This is a genomic window from Paenibacillus sp. MT124, assembly GCF_058792755.1.
Window position 1 is genome coordinate 3,307,998 of record NZ_CM179500.1, and the last position, 16,365, is coordinate 3,324,362.

The following is a 16,365-nucleotide window of genomic DNA, read 5'->3' on the forward strand; positions in this document are numbered from 1 at the left end:
GCGAATTGTGCTTTTAGCTCGTCACATTAGTTCTGTCATGATAGCATTTAGATAACAATCTAATCCAAAATGACACAATGTTCTTGTCCTTTTCGGCAAAGGAACCAAGTTCTTGTCCTTAGCTTGGGACAAGAACTTGGTTCCTTAAATCAAAAAAGCCGCTATATAAGCGACTTTGAATGGAACATTGTTTTTGTCCCGCGACACCTTCCGTATACGCCTAATCGGCTATCGGTACAAGTTCTTGTCCTTGGCTCGGGACAAGAACTTGCTATTGTTTCCAGTTAATTTAGTGAATTATTACATAAGCCTGCCTCCACAAGCTTCTCGTCCAGTCTTGCCTTTTGGCACAAATGATGCCTGCTGTGCATGCCAATCATCTCAAACCAATCACACGCGTTAAACCAGCCAAACCAGCCATGACGCACCTTGCAAGCCTGATTCGTTCCGCGAACGTGTTCCTCCCAGTACCTCATTTTTATTAACACCTGCTCTAGACCGGTTATGATCTCTTCCTTACTATTGGGGTTACGGGTCCTGTTGACTGGTTCCTCAAGTTTCACACGGACATCGGGCCACACTTTTTCGATAAACGCCTTCGTTCCGAATTCAGTCTTGCCTCCATGTTTTTCTTGAGTCTCCATCGTACAAGTTTGAATATGATCGATATACTCTTCTGCCACATCGATCACGTGAATATACATTTGTCCAATCGACCAAACGTCTTCCTGGAATTTATACCGCAACTGGTCTATCGTATATCCAGCCAGATTTCGCTTATATTGCTCGATAATAGCCACGGAATCATTTTTTAACATAAGGTTTTCACCCCATCAAATCATAGTCGTTAAAGCACCTCCGCTATCTCCCAAATATGCCCGTCAGGATCGGCAAAACAAGCCGTTCGCCGCCCCCAAGGACGCGTTAATGGCCCATTTAACAATGTAACGCCCCGTATTTCCAACTCGTTGCATACCCGGTCAACGTCGGGCACTTGGATTGTAAACAGGAACCTTGCACCATCCTCGACACGACCAAACTGAGCCGGATTAATCAATTCTCGTGCATTTGATTGACTTAAGAGGTTTATGCATGTATTTCCGTAATCAAATACAGCACAGTTTTCGTCTTCGTATTGGATTAATAGTTGAAACGACTCTTGGTAAAACGACTTCGACCGCTGCAGATCTTCCACAAATAATGTGATTTCGGTAATTTTATTCACCCAGCCAGTTATCCCCACCTACATCCGCTCCTATCATTTATTAGTAAACTCTCGAATCAGTTCGTTCCTTCTACTCTACATCCAGAAACTCAATTTCGCTTGGTTGGAACTTTCTGTATGTAATAAGTGTTTCGACGTTCTTATTCAACTAACCTGCCCGTTAGTTGAACAAAAGCAGCTGATCACATTGACCAGCTGCTTTGTTTATTTTATAACGCAATCGTTTCCCTTTAGCTTAATGAATGTGTGCGAAAACCAATTAGATATATGACTAATCGGTAATCTGACTATGTTCTTCTTGTCTTTCCGCATTATACACGCTGTTTGTTGTTAACTACTTTTTATTTAAAACGATGGGCATCATCAATTTATCGACAATTCTTTCTATATACTGAGCATTATTAGACTGATTCCTGGAGTAAAGATTATTATACATGACTAACGCAGGTCCAATATCGGAGATTAGCTCTATATCGTCGTCAGTAAGTTGATATTCTTTTACATAAGGTTGGAGAATGGATGTGATCATATTTCTGTAACTCCAGTAAAAAGCATCACGCATTCCTTGATCTAATTGTTCATTTAGAGCGTTACAGATCGCATTCATCGCTTTTTGGTATTTTTTATTATCCTGCATGAATAGCAGAGAAAGCAGATCAATCAATTGTCCACGCAAGTCCTGATTTGTATTTAATTTATTTATGGACACCTCAAGGGGATTCGTCAACATGGCAGCGTCAATGACAAGTTCCATTTTAGAAGACCAACGTCTGTATATTGTCCCTTTACCGACTTTTGCTTTGATAGCAACTGCATCTATGGTTAATAAGTCATAGCCTTTTTCTGCTAACAATTCTAACGTTGTCTCAAGAATGACCTTATTACGTGACAAATCGAGAGGACGCCCTCTTTTTTCTTCTGTAGGGTATTTTTTTTCATTTTCATGTGACATAAACCTTTGCCACCTTTCCTATAGGTAAAGCTTTGTATTTTAAAAATTAAGTATACCATTTTCTTTCCATAATACGATACTATTGCGTTCTGTAAATAACTTTGCTATGATCCTTTTACGGAACTGATCAGTTCTATATATAAACAATTTGGAGGAATATGATATGACAACACCAAGAGTATTGCTTATCGGAGCATCTGGCAAAGTCGGTTCAAAAGTTGTTAAAGAATTTGATAAAAACGATAAAGGCGTCATCTTGCGTCTGGCGACAAGTCGCCAAGAAACTGTTGAAATGTGGCAAACTGAGGGTCGTGAAGCCGTAGTCCTTGACCTTAATGAGCCAACAACCTTCGCTGCAGCTCTAGCGAATGTCGATCGGGTATTTTTATTGACTGGTTACACATCGGATATGTTAATACAAAGTAAACATCTAGTCGACGCAGCGGTCGATGCAGGCGTCAGTCACATCGTTCATCTGGGAGTCTTCACCTCCCGTCGTGATCTTATTCCTCACTTTAACTGGCACGACCTTATAGAAACCTATATCGAAGCCAGTGGAATTGCTTGGACACATCTGCATCCGAATGTCATCACTGATAGTATCTTCACACTTCCTGCTTTACAGGAAACGGGTTCATTTTCAGTCTTATGGAAGGAAGCGCAACAAGGCTGGGTATTCGCAGAAGATATTGCCGCTGTGGCTGCTACGGTGTTGCGAGAGGGTCCGGAGAAACATGCCAGTGTTAATTACTATCTGAGCACGGAAGTATTAACCGGTCCAGAAGTTGCTAACATTCTAACTGAGACTTCAGGAAAAAAAATCAATTGTTATACACTCGATCCATCTGTGCTGGAAGCGGAGGTTTCTCAAGTATTTGATGTTGGCGAACGTGCCTACATGGAGAGTGCCGTGATTACAATGAAATTAGCTGTTGCTGGTCAAATGACTGCTCAGATTGTTGTCCGTGACGACGTCTTGTCAGTGCTAGGACGTCCTGGAATTACCATGGCGGAATGGGCGCGTCAGAACTTAAATTGACGATTTGCAAACGGAATATGAGATAGTTGATCTGGGCCAGCCTAGTGGGAATAGCCCAGTTACATCTCTCATAACGATGTAGCCCTGTATTTCGCAATGTTTGCATGATATATTTTTTTTAAAGCGTTCTATTAAGAGTTCTCTGTTCAGCCGGGCAGGTTGTCCTGTGACATTACAAAGATAAAACTTTAGCTGAGACCGTTTCCCGGTATTCAACCGGGGAACGGTTGTTTAAGCGTTTAGTTTTTTAGGGGGAACGAATTGAAACTGACCTGCCCGTTAGTTGAACAAAAGCAGCCGATCACAATGTTCGGCTGCTTTCTTGTTGTCATTATACGCTAACGTTTCTCGTTAGCTTCACCACCTGCGAGTTTCCTGAACAAACGGGGTGGGAAGATCATGCGATAAAGTAAGGACGGAAGCCGGGTTGTACGTGCAGCTTCCGTCCCGATCTTCCTGGCGTCTAACTCAAGTACCGATTTCGAATGATCCCCATGTGATGAAGTTCGTGTCCCGCGCAGACATACGCAAGGGCACGCGCCGTAATGCTTAAGTTGCTGGCTTTGCCCCTGCGGGACCACGCCTCCGCCGGCAGCCCGCGCAGCAGCGTGATCGACGATTGACGTACAGCCCGGTAGTCTTCGGTCAATTGCGCAATTGTCCAGCTTCCGAAAGGAGGCATGAATAACTCCTGGTCAAAGCTGGGCAGAGTTGTCTGGTCCCCTCTTGAGAATCTGAGCAGGCGGTAGGTCATGATGCGTTCTACGTCCGTGATGTGGCCCACGACTTCTTTCAACGTCCATTTTCCTTCCGCATACCGATACGCGCCCTGGCTTTCGGTCAACGATGCCAGCAACTCTGTCATTTGCTTTTCCTGAATTAGCAGAATATCGATAATGTTACCTTCCGGCACCAACCGGATATACTCGCCGAAGTCCCCGGAGTATTCTTCTTCAGATGGTCTTTGATTCATACGTGGTCCCCTCTCTATGTAGATATAAAAAATCATAGTACCCGTCTTAATTATATGATATCGTCCCTTTAATTTGGCCTCCTTTTAAATGTCTCTTCTGAGTAAGTAGTTAAACTAACCTGCCCGTTAGTTTAAGGATTAACGGGCAAAATAACGATTAGATCTACGCCTATTCGGCAATAGGAACATGTTCTTGTTCAACACGGTAATCGGTACAGGTTCTTGTCCTTGGCTTGGGACAAGAACTTGTACCGATAAAATAAAAAAAAGCCGCTTAAATAGCGACTTCAATGAGAGTATCTTCTTGTCCCATGTCCCATTTCGATCGTCGTCAGCGGCTTGCTCGTCGTATCGTAGAAGACGTAAACATTCGGTGAACTGGCAAACGTTAAACACGTCACATCGAAAGCTCCGAATGAAAACTCGCTATTCAACACAAAGCAGTGAGTGACTTTAGAGTGCCCAAAATCCAACTTATTTTTCTATATTATATGTCATTCCATTAAATGTCCTCTACCAATACACTAAATAACAAGCAATTTTAGCACCCCTTAGAATGTACAGCGAGCAAAAAGCCAACGATAATAACCATGAACGGTGGACTTGTGTCGCCTTCGGAGGTGTATCTCAATACTCCGTACTCCTCTTTGGCAGTGAGACTCTCAACCTCGTGTAACGTTGAACTTACAATTTGGTAAATGATAAGGCCCGTGGTTACTAGCCAGGCAGCAATATGTGTGATAATGTGTTTTGTAAATTTGACGCTTGTCACCTTTCTATATACATTTTGGAGAGATAAATTATATTACGAGAGTAGTCAATAACCTTGTTAATTATTCTATATTCTTTTCCGCACCTAGTATTATTGGAAGCTTCGGCGGTACAGACTACAAAGTCCCTTGTCCATTCCTTCTTTGTGACGTTCCTAAAGTTTTCCAGGGCGGATATAATGCGTGATTTCTTTCTTATGCTCAGTCAAAAGTCTATTACCCACAATCACAGTTAGAAAAAGCGGTTCAGGATCTGTTCGATCTCATTTGGCTCTGTGATCTCAGGACCGAAAGCAGCTTTAGGTTGTTTATTGTTATTCCAAGGCTCCAACGTAGAAGCATCATGAACATTTGCTATTTTCCAGGCCAGTGCATTGGCAAAGGTTGTACCTGTGTTCTGTCCATGAATATGATTAATCCATATTGGTTCGTTGATATGAATGAATTCCCTGGGAACCTTAAATGCATCGCGCCAGGTATAACGGGCCGCTTGTCCTCTCAAATACTCATCCACTTTGATAATAGTTACACCGTAGCTGGGAAGCCAGAAAAAAAATTTTCCCAACCGCTTTTGTACCGAGTCGTAGATGTAACCGTATTGCGGTATTAAGGCAACCGTATCTTTGTGAGGTTTATAGGCGTGCAGCTTTTTGATGAAATCTTGGTGATACATATCGTCACTGGACAGATACACGCGGTACAAATACTTGAACTTTTCAATATCTCGGATAATATGAGACTGGTAATCTTTAGGTGTTACAAAGCAGATATTGGACGGCAGGGAAGGATACTTTTTAAGTATCTCATTTATAAGCTTCTCTGACTTCGGGTCATACAGCACATAGCAGGTAAAATCCTGAGAAGATTGCAGGAGTAGGCTTTTGAGTGCATATTTCATGAATAAATCTATTCTGTATTCTATCCATCGCATAGTCAGTCGATCCGCTGTCGCTCCCCAGTTATTAAAGAGCATTTCAACAATGAGTTTTTTTTCCTTAGACACGCGCTTAGCCCTCCTTTGATGTTCAGGGTGATCTAGGATGTGGAGAGCGGATATTTCCGCTCTCTTAGAATTCAAATCAAGTACACCTTTGGTCAGACCATGAATTCCCGTAATACCTGTTCTATCTCGCCTCCATTCAACCGATCTTTAAGTGGAACCTTTTTTACCGAGGTATTGCTGGAATGAACGACATTGATATAATTGCGTGGAGCCAGCAACTCATGTGGCAGATCGATGACATTCCCATGAGTGCCTCTGCCCGGTAACTTGATGCGGTATCCTGAGGCATATTGCTCCGTTTTATACAGATACACATAGAACTGTGGTGAACGATGGAACGTCGGTGCCATCTCATTATTGACGCTGTCCCACAGATATCCGTTCTGATTAATTAGTGCTATCGTCTCTGGCTTTGGCTGCACGCTATAAAGCTGCTGGACAAACGTTCTGTGGTACAGGTCATCCGAATCCAGTCTGGCAATATAGATATCTTCATGTCCTTCAGCAAAGGAGAGTATGGTGCGAACACTCTCGATATGCGTACCGAAACGGATATTGGCCGGCAATGGTTCCTGCTCTGCCAAAATTTCCTGCATCAACTCTCCTGATTCCTTCGAGAGCTTTACTACGGTCAGGAAATCCTGATTCGTCTGTGCCTTGAGACAGTTCAACGTATATCTGCGAAAAATGTCCATTCTCCGCTCCAACCATTCCCTCGTCAGACGCTGCGGGTCAAAACCGTAGTTGTTGAAGTTAATCTCAATCACGACTTTTCTTGTCATATTTCCGCCTCCTCTTAAAATCTTGTAACCCTTCCTGTCTAAACGAACTTACTGTCTTCATCCAATCCTATCACTCTATAAGTTATGAAAAACTAAACAAGACGAAACGGACACTTGAACTGATCTTGATGAAGGTATGGGGTGAATACCCCACAAGTTTAGACCGAGTGTAGAAAATTGCATGAAAGCTTCCAATTTTACAGCACTAAAATCGAAATGGGTCACCATATGCACCTACTTTCCAATCGGCTCTCTCTTTCTGTACATGTTAGGAAGATTCTCCTATCCGATGTAACAACATGGTAATTAAATCACAGTACATGAAAAACTTTTGCATAAGCTCCTACTGTTTGGTGCAATGTAGTGATACAGAGATTATAAAGATCTTATTACAACCATGGAGGGATCGTTTTGGCTAAGAGCAAACAGCAACAAGAGGCGCATGGAATCGGACAGATCGAACAGCAGCTGAATCATCAGATGGAGGCGGCTGCAGAAATTCAAGGACAATCGAAACTCGACCAAGAAATTAAAAAAGCGACGCACCGTCATCTTGATCAATCGAACAAGCTTTCAGAATAAGGAGAACTCTCATGAACAGACAAAGAGCGATCGAAATTTCGGAATCGGCCATTATGAAAAATGTAACTTACCAGGATGCCCCTATCGTAATCCAGCATGTGAATGAGGATGAAACGGCTCGAATCTATCCGATCGGAAACTCGGAGCAGGAAATGACCGTTCCTTTGTCCAGTCTGACTGAGAATCCTTAGAATGCTACGGATTAGGAACGCTATCACCTTTTCAACACACCCTTAAAACTTATTGGTGTACAATAAAACCGGAGCGTTTAAGCTCCGGTTTACAAAACATCTGATAAATTTATTTCATCATTAAAATGAATGTGAAGGCATCGATTTTTAAATTGTGCTATTCATAGTCTATTTTAAGAAGAACATACTCTTTCTTTGCCAGCTTAAACTGATTGAACAGCATACAGCCGTGCTCGGCGCGAATTTCCCTTCTGCAACAAGCGCTTTTCCCCATCCCCTGTGTAGCCTAATTCGCTTTCTCAATCCATTACTGTTTCATCTCTTAAACGATCTGACGAAGTTGGACGTTATAACCGGACGTATAGCTCAAGCGATAGCTATTGCCCAACAAAACGATGAAACGGCTAATCATTATCCGATCATGTAAATGTTTTCGTTTCTGCACACAAATGTATCAATGGTAATCCACTATACAGTCGATTTTCATTACACAATTGTATAATCATTAATCGGAACCAAATTCTTGTCCTCGGCTAGGGACAAGAATTTGGTTCCAAAACAAAAAAGTCGCCAAAATGGCGACTTCTTCAGGATAACTGTTTCTCTGGGCGAATTCTGAAAAACCTATGCTAAGTAAAGCTTTGAACTTTAGTAAAAGTATCGATATCCCCCTTGATAAAATCCTAAATGAGCGATTAGTTAGACAATAGTTAATTTAACTCAATTTGTATTTTTATCGTTCTTTACTAAATCCATGGTCACTGCAATTTTGATTTGATATATTTTACTGAGTCCCTTATATAAGCAATAACGAATATAAGGGATTTTGTACACCAAAAAAGCTACTGCATCACGATTCGGATCCAGTAGCTCTACATTCTTGATTATCCGCAGCAGGAATTTGATCCTACCTTTTCGTTTTTGAAGGAGAGCAGCAATTTGTAGTGGCTTCTTTCACTTGAACCGGTTCACAGCAGCTGTCCGTGCTACTAGCGCCTTGACTGCAAACCCCCGTCTCCGGCAGTTCCAGTTCTACTTTTTGTGCTGACTCCATATCTCCCACTAGTGCTGCTACAATGGATCTGACTTGCTCATATCCCGTTGCCATTAAAAAAGTTGGCGCTCTTCCATAACTCTTGGCACCTGCGATATAAAAATCCTTTTCAGGTTGGCGCAGTTCTTTTTCGCCATGTGGTCGAACTGTACCGCAGCTGTGCACATTGGGATCAATTAATGGCGCAAGCTCATAAACACATTCTAAGCTTGGGTCCGTTAATACCCGCACTTCTCGCACCATCGATAAATCAGGGCGAGAACCTGTGTTACCTACAATTTCATCGATCTGATCAATAACCACTTGTTCATCTTTAATGGTTCCGGAAACCTGGATCTGTTCACCTTGTTTTTGAAGCTTTTCAATATGAAATGCTGTCAGGACCTTTACAGCACCGGATTCAACCAATTTTTGAATCCGAGTACCCAGTTCACCTCTTGCCTGTAGCCCATCTAATTCTCGCCCGCCATAAACATCCTCGATATTTGATTTGCGAATAGCCCAAATAATCTCAGTCCCCGACTCCTCATTTTGAAGCTCGGCAAGTTCAAGCAACGTGTTAATCGCAGAATGTCCGCTTCCTACAACAAGCACCTTCTTGCCGCTATATCGATTTCCCTCTTTTCCTAATACTGCAGGAATACCGTATGAAATGTGGCTATGAAGCGCTTTTTCCTCTTCTGTAAATATACCGTCTGATCGAAGCGGGTTAGGATTGGACCATGTCCCAGAGGCATCGATAACAGCCCGCGCTTCATAAATAAACGAAGATCCGTTTTGTTCAGCATGGATCACAAACGGCAGTTTCTCACGTCCACTTGTTTTCACTTTGCTTAACCCTTTGCGGCTGATCGCAGTAACTTTCGTATTCAAATGCACATTTGGACTTAATTCAGGCAGCGCAGCCAAAGGTTTTAGATAATGCTCAACAATGTCCTTACCCGTTGGGATCTTTTCGTTTTGTGGAGCAACCCAATTCACCGATAGCAGTAACTCTTTAGCAGCTTTATCGATGTTATACTCCCATGGCGAGAACAGTCGTACATGTTCCCATTTTCGAATGTTTGCCCCAACCTCATCTCCAGCTTCAAACAACATAAATGGCTCACCTTTTGAAATGAGTTGTGCTGCTGCCGCAAGACCAATCGGTCCAGCTCCAATGATCGCAACAGGTAAGTTGCCCTTCTCTTGTACTGGTGCTTCGCAGCAGTTCACATGGTTCACAGGAATATTTTTAATCATTTTTAGTTTCCTCCTCTTAATTATTTGCATTTTGCAAATAATATATTAAATAAAGGGGATAATTATTTATTATCCCAGTGGTGTACAGCATACGCTGGATTTTGCCATACTTTCGTTTAGCAGTTTGACGGCGTTGATGACCATATCCCGTTCAAATTCAGACATATGCGAAAAGACTTCTTTTAAATAATCATTCATCTGCTCATCAATGACCGTAGCAACAAACTTACCTTGTGTAGTCAAGGATAATATGTAAATCCGTCGATCTTCAGGTAAGGGTGTTTTTTGAACCAAACCCAACTTTACGAGACTTTGAACCTGGCGGCTAAACGTCGTGATGTCAATGGAAAGTGCATCTGCCACTTGCTGAATGGATGGATTATGTTTACGATCAATTTCATAAATGATATGACTCTGAACAAGTGAAATATCTAGCCCTCCTGCAGTGCAACAGTTTTTATCCAATAATCCAAAACGCCGTGTCATGATCTGAAACATCTCTCTTACGTTGCTTTCCAATTACCTCACCTCTTGTTATAGTTATACCTTCATTATTTGCAGATTGCAAATTTTTTTTTTATTATTAGTCTTCTTTCCATTTCAAGTTACATTGTGATATATAAAAATATACAAAAGTAAAACGAAGGAGTGATCAACATGGTAATTCTGCGGCAAGCTACCGAAGTGGATCTGGGAAGCATTCTGACTATTTATAACCAAGGTATTGAAGACCGCATTGCCACGCTAGAAACAGCAATCAAAGATGAAGCTTACATGTCTGAATGGTTTAACAAGCACCATGGGCGTTACTCGGTACTTATAGCCGAAGAGAATGATCAAGTGGTCGGATGGGCTTCTATCAATCCATATAATGCTAGAAGCGCGTATGATGGTGTCGGTGACCTCTCCATTTATATTCGTCGTGATCATCGCGGTAAAGGAGTCGGAAAACAGTTACTTCAGAAATTAGAGGAAATCGGTAAACAGAATAACTTTTATAAGTTTGTTCTTTTCACCTTTCCATTTAATACGCTTGGTCAGAGCCTATATCATAAAGCTGGATACCGGGAAGTAGGTGTATTTCAGAATCAAGGCTTTCTGGAAGGAAAATTTGTAGATGTGATGGCTATGGAAAAATTATTATAAGTAGCCGATGGTTCACGAATTACTCGAATACGATACATTAAACTAACTTGCACGTTAGTTTAATGAATTGAAGGGCAAGATGACGATTAGATACACGCCTAATCGGCATTCGGACTATATTTTTGTTCATTCCAGCTATAGTACAAGTTCTTATCCTTGACTTGGGACAAGAACTTGTACCGATAAAGTAAAAAAGCCGCTAAAATAGCGACTTCTGATGTTCTTATCCCTCGACATGATCAATTAATGGTATGATTATAATATCCTATTTTTGATTTTTTTTATTTTGCCGACCGGTCGATAATTTTCAGTGAGGTCCAGCTATGGAGCCTGTTATTCGAGAACTTAAAACCCGTTTTGAAAGTCTGAATCCCTTTGAAATAGAGCAATCTGAATACCTGTGGTCCAGCGGCGAATTGAATCTGGCAGCGATCCGCAACAAGCGGCCGAAGCCCTGGAAACAGAGTTCAGACGGTATGATTCTCAAGCCATGGCGAACGACGACTTCTTTTGGCCGATGCGTTTATACGAGCTTTCCGACGACCTGTTTCCGCTCAATAATTTGCGTATAAACTTTTACCAATCAATCCTTGACTAAACGAAATGAGTACGTACCAGTTCCGTAAATCGCTCTCCATGAATGTTGCTAAAATGTCGTATTTTTCGTTTTTGTTTATTGTAAATAATCTTCTCAAAAACGAAAGCAGCGGCCATTTATTACTTATTCCTTAATACCTAATAGTTCTTTACTTTTGGAGATGATTTCATCATTTTCTTTATTTTCTTTTTTTAACATGTTGTATTTATACATCAATTCTTCCCTTAGTGGACTATCTTGTCTAGTATGCAAAACATCTTCGTTTCGCCATATATCAAACCAAGGAATGGCCTCATTCTCTACAAATAACAATATTTGATTTGCACATCTAAGGATAGAATCCTCATCTTTATGATATCTAAAGTTATAATGTATTGAATATTCATTTTTATATCCATTTGCTTGAATTCCATTTAAAGCTACGTAGTCCAGATCATCTAATAGAAATCGTATCCCCGTATGTACTCTATAGAAAGGACCAGATGTCAATTTATGCAGATGTATAAACTCAATTCTATCCTCGTATAGTCTTGTATAAAAGCTAGGCTTCGTTCTAAAAAAGCCATGAGGCAGTAATAATTCTCTTAGTTTCATTTTTACGAGTTCCCCATGCTTTTTCTCAAGCGACTTATCTTTCATTGTGAATTTCCCCTTCTTAAGTGACTCGTCTTTTCTTATTTATGATTACCTTTAGAAAGAGTATCCTCCAGCATTTAAGTACTCCTGGTTCCATTCGTGTACAGGAACCGGAGCAATGCAATTCATGTAATACTCCTTATACTTATCCAACCCGAAATTAACAGAGTATGACCAGTAAAGCCTATGCATCAGATCTTTAGCTGTATGTAATGCGGTTAGTTCATAACGCTCTAAACGTTCAAGTGAATTCAAGGGATAGATATCCGTTTCCACGATGGGATTGCCCATCCCCGTATCGCCAATTTTGGGATCTATGGACACCAGATTGAATCGACGATTCCCAAAATCCTGGCTAATATAATGTTTGGGTAGTTCCACATCTGTTTTAGGGATCATTGCTGTATCCTTCAATTTTTGCTTTGCTACCAACTTAACAGCTGACTTCAATACACGAATAACCCGAATTTCTTGAATATCCTGTAATTCAACCTTATCCCATACTGAGATTGAATTCTCCAAAAAAATATTAAACATGACAATATAAGGCTTTTGGAGTAATTGAACAACTGTTGAAACTGATTCTGTCACAGGTACAAAATAAATATCATTTTCTTTCCAGCTGAATCGATTTAACATAATGTCTCACGCCCCCTTTGATCCATTTTTGTAATGTAGAAGAGATCCTTTTCTACTAGTACATCATCTTCGGAAAGTTGAAGACATGCCTAGTCTTGTGCACCACTTGTAGATTTTCGAAGTTTATTTTAGCCTATATGATTTTTTAAATGTAATAGCCACATGGACTTCATTCGCTTGTTTTCAGCAATATTCTCATAGAGGATATGCTCCTTTCCTGCTTGATTAAACCAGTTGCGTAATGCTGCAATCCTTCCTTTATTAAAATCAATAAACCGAAAATCCAATTGTTGTAAGTACTTCATTTCAACTAAAGCCTCTAAATCCTTGGCTTTAATACTTGTGGAAATTTGCCTTAGTTCTAACATTTCAAGAAGTTGTGCTGACCACAAATGATCTATATGTTTTAACGCTTTCATATTATCCAGTTCCAGCTGTCTAAGGTTATGCATTTTAGAGAAATCACATAAAGCTTCCACCTTAGACAAAGATAATCGTAAATAAGTAAGATTATGCATTGAAGCTATATCATCCAAATTCGTTAAGTTACGTATATTAGCTAAGCTAAGCATTTTAATAGTAGAATTCGCAAGTACTGCAAGGGAACCTTTCAAGGTACAATCATGTATAAATAGACACTCCAATTGGGTTAATCGAAGAACAAAATCAACTTCATGAATAGTAGTACTCAAAATGAGTGTATCAAGTTCAGTTGCATCGCCTATCGGCGTTAAGTCTGCAAATTTTCCATTTAACGAGAGATATTGAAGATTTCTAAAGTTTGAAATAAAGTTAATGTTTACCGGCATGGTACTTGTAATTGATAAAAACTGCAATCGCTCTAGTTTACCAAGCATACTCAGATCAATATGGTGAAGAAGATTTAATTGTAAAGCTGTTATATGCTTTAAATCAGCTATAATCTGTAATAATTCTTCTGTGTAACATCCTTTCATATCAATTTGACGAACAGATAATACTAAATCCGGACGTTTAGCAAATACATGCTTATCTAACTCTTCTAAATCTTCGAGCTTATCTATATCAATTGCAAATGAAATAAGCGCCCGATGTCCCAGTTGCTTAATCGCTTTATTCATTTTCCCTTTAGTCCAAGGTGCACCATGCATAGAACTTGTCCATACATCTCCCATATTGATTCCCCCAATCCTTTTTTGCTACCCATAGTCTATCTAAAAATGATTGTTAATCAAGCTATCAGAATCTCTATCTGGGATAGTTTTAATTTTACTGCATTTTACAGGGAATCAATATGGTGAGCAAGTTCATGATTTTATTAGTTCTTTAACATCCTACAAGGTTCATATTTAGATCGTAAGCACAGCTTTGCCTGTAAAACGGCGATGGATTAATTGACGTGCCACGGAATCAATCTGCTCCCAGGATTCTTGGACCGCGATACCCGTCTGCAATTTCCCTGCTCCAACCAACCGAGTGAGCATGGCAAGATCTTGCGAAGGCGCATGGTGGTTCATTTCTTCACCGAGAAAAAAGCTATACAACGTCCTTCCGCCTAAACCGACCATGTGCAAAGTAGAGGTATCTGAAGAAGAATGACCCAGGGATACGCAGACGCCTTGTGGGATCAACTGTGGGAAAAGAGCCGCGAGTGTATCTCCGCCAACGGAATCGATGATAAAATCATACGGGCCATTCGTTGCGATGGCTTTCGTCACGTCTTCCCCAACAAGGACTTCATTTGCGCCAAAAGCCATAGCTTGCTTGGCCTTGGACTCGGAACGTGCAACGCCGATTGTATAAGCTCCAGATAAGGCACTCAATTGATGAGCGAATGCACCGACCCCTCCGGTTGAACCTGTAATTAACACTCGCTTGCCTAGCAAGAGTCCTCCTTTACGCAAGGCGTACAGAGCAGAGAGGCCTGCAACTGGTAAGGCAGCAGCTTGTTCGAAGGTGATCTCATCTGGAATTTCAGCAAGAGTCAGGGCAGGTACCGCGATTTGCTCCGCCCAGGCTCCCGTTAGCAATAAACCGACTACACGGCTTCCTTTCTTCGGGCCGACCCCGTTTAAGGCCTCCTGGCGTACAACACCGGAGAAATCCCAGCCGGGCCTGCTCGTTTCCTGGCGCTGGATGGCATCGACGACTTCGCCGCGATTAAGCGAGAAGGCTTTAACTTCCACGATGGTCTCCCAAGGTTGTGCTTGCGGTGTTTCTACTTCCTGAATAGTGAATGGATTCTTGTTGTGCGGGTTGACAAAAATCGCACGTATCATCATAATTCCCCCTTTTTTCAACACATGGTGAATTGGTATACTTTGTAGTATATCCGCAGGAATTTCATTTCCCAAGTGCAGAACTACACCTGTTTTTTGAAAGGGGAGAACAACATGCCGACATCAAGTCAAGATAGTAGTGCTGCTGAATTAAAGCGTGTACTAGACATGATTGAACGGCTTCGGATACAGCGGCAACAGAACCCGGGTAAGATTGCCTCCCGGATCCAGAACATGAAGCGATATACCCAACAGGAATTGAATGATGAGGCTTGCGGCACATACAAAAACTTGCTGACAGGACGTTCACAGCGCTTGCCTGATCGTCAAACCCTTATGGACATCGCGAATTATTTGGATTGCACAGGCGAAGAACGGAATGATCTGCTTCTATCCGCAGGTTATGTACCGATTCCCCTTCCCTTATCTGGCCGACAATTGGACCGGGTTCTGGACCAAGCCAGATCCATGCTGCATCAGTTGCCTTATCCGGGGATGATCGTGACCGATGTGCTGGATATCGTCGGATTTAATGAGGCTTTCTGTAATTTGTTTGGTCTGTCCAATTTTGCATCCAATCCGCCTAATATGATTGATCTTCACTTTAATGAGGCTATGCCTATCCGAAAGGCTTCTTCCTTTGACGAGAAGTCACAGGCCCGCTGGGAATCCCATGGAATTGTTGGCATTCAAGCCTTTAAGAGCCACCACCCAGCTCTATTTATTGACCCTAAATATGCGCGTTTTCATAGGATGATGGATAAATACGCAGAGCTGCGCGAATTTTGGAATAGAGAGGCATGGACGATTGAGCAGGATTTAAATACGGCGAAACACTTCCTCGCAAGGCAGCCGTGCTCAGCAGAACGTAAACCTATTCAGTATAACCAATTACACCTTGCTGTGACCTATCAAGCTTACCCGCGAATCGAATTCTTTGTACCGGCGGATGAATCCGCACGGCAAGTGTTTGCTGCTTGGGGTTGTGCTACTGATTGCTCATTTAAAAGTTGGCGCTAAGTATGATATAAATGGCGATTTGAACATGTGAAACAGTTTGTAGCTTGGGAAGGCCAGGTATGAAAGAGGGAGAAGGAACGTACGCATTAGCTCAAGAAAAGAATAGATGCAATTCCTAATATATTGAAGGACACAAATAGCAAGCCGTGCAAGAAATGCCGACAGCTTGTTATCTTCTACCCCACACCCAATCAACTAACTTGGCAAACTTGAAAATCGATGATTAGAGTTATAAATGTTTACGAACAGTAGCTG

17 protein-coding genes are annotated in these 16,365 nt (G+C 41.4%); 5 read left to right on the top strand and 12 right to left on the bottom strand.

Annotation, left to right across the window (positions count from 1 at the left end):
- Positions 1-284 precede the first annotated feature (284 nt).
- The 3 genes from AC3RCI_RS15080 to AC3RCI_RS15090 all read right to left on the bottom strand — a co-directional run bounded on the left by AC3RCI_RS15080 (position 285) and on the right by AC3RCI_RS15090 (position 2,177).
- Positions 285-818 carry a DinB family protein gene (locus tag AC3RCI_RS15080; protein WP_492525208.1) on the bottom strand — a complete coding sequence of 178 codons (534 nt, stop codon included), beginning with the start codon at positions 816-818 and terminating at the stop codon, positions 285-287.
- A gap of 29 nt (positions 819-847) precedes the next feature.
- Entirely contained in the window at positions 848-1,243 is a 396-nt protein-coding gene (locus tag AC3RCI_RS15085; RefSeq protein WP_492525210.1) for a VOC family protein, read from the bottom strand.
- A 316-nt stretch (positions 1,244-1,559) separates the two neighbouring features.
- On the bottom strand, positions 1,560-2,177 hold the full coding sequence (locus AC3RCI_RS15090) for a TetR/AcrR family transcriptional regulator (protein WP_336781549.1): 618 nt from the start codon (positions 2,175-2,177) through the stop codon (positions 1,560-1,562).
- 163 nt (positions 2,178-2,340) lie between these two features.
- On the opposite strand from AC3RCI_RS15090, the gene AC3RCI_RS15095 reads away from it, so the two are divergent.
- Entirely contained in the window at positions 2,341-3,216 is an 876-nt protein-coding gene (locus AC3RCI_RS15095) for an NmrA family NAD(P)-binding protein (protein WP_492525211.1), read from the top strand.
- A gap of 463 nt (positions 3,217-3,679) precedes the next feature.
- Here the strand turns inward: AC3RCI_RS15095 and AC3RCI_RS15100 are convergent, their stop codons facing one another.
- The 3 genes from AC3RCI_RS15100 to AC3RCI_RS15110 form a co-directional block, all read right to left on the bottom strand.
- The gene (locus AC3RCI_RS15100; protein ID WP_492474287.1) at positions 3,680-4,189 is read right to left on the bottom strand and encodes a DinB family protein; all 510 of its coding nucleotides are present in this window, start codon (positions 4,187-4,189) and stop codon (positions 3,680-3,682) included.
- A gap of 1,002 nt (positions 4,190-5,191) precedes the next feature.
- The gene (locus AC3RCI_RS15105; RefSeq protein ID WP_492525212.1) at positions 5,192-5,962 is read right to left on the bottom strand and encodes a glycosyltransferase; all 771 of its coding nucleotides are present in this window, start codon (positions 5,960-5,962) and stop codon (positions 5,192-5,194) included.
- 92 nt (positions 5,963-6,054) lie between these two features.
- Positions 6,055-6,744 carry a glycosyltransferase gene (locus AC3RCI_RS15110; RefSeq protein ID WP_492525214.1) on the bottom strand — a complete coding sequence of 230 codons (690 nt, stop codon included), beginning with the start codon at positions 6,742-6,744 and terminating at the stop codon, positions 6,055-6,057.
- Between the two features lie 411 nt (positions 6,745-7,155).
- On the opposite strand from AC3RCI_RS15110, the gene AC3RCI_RS15115 reads away from it, so the two are divergent.
- Positions 7,156-7,326, top strand: a complete 171-nt coding sequence (locus AC3RCI_RS15115; RefSeq protein ID WP_186812010.1) for a hypothetical protein — start codon at positions 7,156-7,158, stop codon at positions 7,324-7,326.
- A gap of 11 nt (positions 7,327-7,337) precedes the next feature.
- Positions 7,338-7,517, top strand: coding sequence for an H-type small acid-soluble spore protein (locus tag AC3RCI_RS15120; protein ID WP_336781560.1), 180 nt, complete (start codon positions 7,338-7,340; stop codon positions 7,515-7,517).
- Between the two features lie 907 nt (positions 7,518-8,424).
- On the opposite strand, the gene AC3RCI_RS15125 is transcribed toward AC3RCI_RS15120, so the two are convergent.
- Positions 8,425-9,813, bottom strand: coding sequence for an NAD(P)-binding domain-containing protein (locus AC3RCI_RS15125; RefSeq protein ID WP_492474291.1), 1,389 nt, complete (start codon positions 9,811-9,813; stop codon positions 8,425-8,427).
- A 69-nt stretch (positions 9,814-9,882) separates the two neighbouring features.
- Entirely contained in the window at positions 9,883-10,311 is a 429-nt protein-coding gene (locus tag AC3RCI_RS15130; protein ID WP_029881702.1) for a MarR family winged helix-turn-helix transcriptional regulator, read from the bottom strand.
- Positions 10,312-10,470: 159 nt separating this feature from the next.
- Between AC3RCI_RS15130 and AC3RCI_RS15135 the strand changes: the two genes are divergently transcribed.
- Positions 10,471-10,959 (top strand): arsinothricin resistance N-acetyltransferase ArsN1 family A, encoded by a 489-nt coding sequence (locus AC3RCI_RS15135; protein WP_492474292.1) that lies wholly within the window; start codon positions 10,471-10,473, stop codon positions 10,957-10,959.
- Between the two features lie 721 nt (positions 10,960-11,680).
- Here AC3RCI_RS15135 and AC3RCI_RS15140 read toward each other — a convergent pair.
- The 4 genes from AC3RCI_RS15140 to AC3RCI_RS15155 all read right to left on the bottom strand — a co-directional run bounded on the left by AC3RCI_RS15140 (position 11,681) and on the right by AC3RCI_RS15155 (position 15,093).
- Positions 11,681-12,196: a hypothetical protein gene (locus AC3RCI_RS15140; protein ID WP_492474293.1), complete on the bottom strand. Its 516-nt coding sequence runs from the start codon at positions 12,194-12,196 to the stop codon at positions 11,681-11,683.
- A 51-nt stretch (positions 12,197-12,247) separates the two neighbouring features.
- Complete coding sequence (locus AC3RCI_RS15145) at positions 12,248-12,832, bottom strand: hypothetical protein (protein WP_492525216.1); 585 nt, start codon at positions 12,830-12,832, stop codon at positions 12,248-12,250.
- Positions 12,833-12,960: 128 nt separating this feature from the next.
- Complete coding sequence (locus AC3RCI_RS15150; protein WP_492525218.1) at positions 12,961-13,986, bottom strand: leucine-rich repeat domain-containing protein; 1,026 nt, start codon at positions 13,984-13,986, stop codon at positions 12,961-12,963.
- A gap of 174 nt (positions 13,987-14,160) precedes the next feature.
- The gene (locus tag AC3RCI_RS15155) at positions 14,161-15,093 is read right to left on the bottom strand and encodes a zinc-binding dehydrogenase (RefSeq protein ID WP_336781569.1); all 933 of its coding nucleotides are present in this window, start codon (positions 15,091-15,093) and stop codon (positions 14,161-14,163) included.
- A 111-nt stretch (positions 15,094-15,204) separates the two neighbouring features.
- Here AC3RCI_RS15155 and AC3RCI_RS15160 point away from each other — a divergent pair, with 111 nt between their 5' ends.
- Positions 15,205-16,110, top strand: a complete 906-nt coding sequence (locus AC3RCI_RS15160; protein WP_336781570.1) for an MmyB family transcriptional regulator — start codon at positions 15,205-15,207, stop codon at positions 16,108-16,110.
- The last annotated feature ends 255 nt before the right edge of the window (positions 16,111-16,365 follow it).

Excerpts from the sequence above, each read along its gene's own strand:
- AC3RCI_RS15080 (WP_492525208.1), bottom strand. The coding sequence starts at position 818 with ATGTTAAAAAATGATTCCGTGGCTATTATCGAGCAATATAAGCGAAAT.
- AC3RCI_RS15090 (WP_336781549.1), bottom strand. The coding sequence starts at position 2,177 with ATGTCACATGAAAATGAAAAAAAATACCCTACAGAAGAAAAAAGAGGG.
- AC3RCI_RS15095 (WP_492525211.1), top strand. The coding sequence starts at position 2,341 with ATGACAACACCAAGAGTATTGCTTATCGGAGCATCTGGCAAAGTCGGT.
- AC3RCI_RS15100 (WP_492474287.1), bottom strand. The coding sequence starts at position 4,189 with ATGAATCAAAGACCATCTGAAGAAGAATACTCCGGGGACTTCGGCGAG.
- AC3RCI_RS15110 (WP_492525214.1), bottom strand. The coding sequence starts at position 6,744 with ATGACAAGAAAAGTCGTGATTGAGATTAACTTCAACAACTACGGTTTT.
- AC3RCI_RS15120 (WP_336781560.1), top strand. The coding sequence starts at position 7,338 with ATGAACAGACAAAGAGCGATCGAAATTTCGGAATCGGCCATTATGAAA.
- AC3RCI_RS15125 (WP_492474291.1), bottom strand. The coding sequence starts at position 9,813 with ATGATTAAAAATATTCCTGTGAACCATGTGAACTGCTGCGAAGCACCA.
- AC3RCI_RS15130 (WP_029881702.1), bottom strand. The coding sequence starts at position 10,311 with ATGTTTCAGATCATGACACGGCGTTTTGGATTATTGGATAAAAACTGT.
- AC3RCI_RS15135 (WP_492474292.1), top strand. The coding sequence starts at position 10,471 with ATGGTAATTCTGCGGCAAGCTACCGAAGTGGATCTGGGAAGCATTCTG.
- AC3RCI_RS15140 (WP_492474293.1), bottom strand. The coding sequence starts at position 12,196 with ATGAAAGATAAGTCGCTTGAGAAAAAGCATGGGGAACTCGTAAAAATG.
- AC3RCI_RS15145 (WP_492525216.1), bottom strand. The coding sequence starts at position 12,832 with ATGTTAAATCGATTCAGCTGGAAAGAAAATGATATTTATTTTGTACCT.
- AC3RCI_RS15150 (WP_492525218.1), bottom strand. The coding sequence starts at position 13,986 with ATGGGAGATGTATGGACAAGTTCTATGCATGGTGCACCTTGGACTAAA.
- AC3RCI_RS15155 (WP_336781569.1), bottom strand. The coding sequence starts at position 15,093 with ATGATGATACGTGCGATTTTTGTCAACCCGCACAACAAGAATCCATTC.
- AC3RCI_RS15160 (WP_336781570.1), top strand. The coding sequence starts at position 15,205 with ATGCCGACATCAAGTCAAGATAGTAGTGCTGCTGAATTAAAGCGTGTA.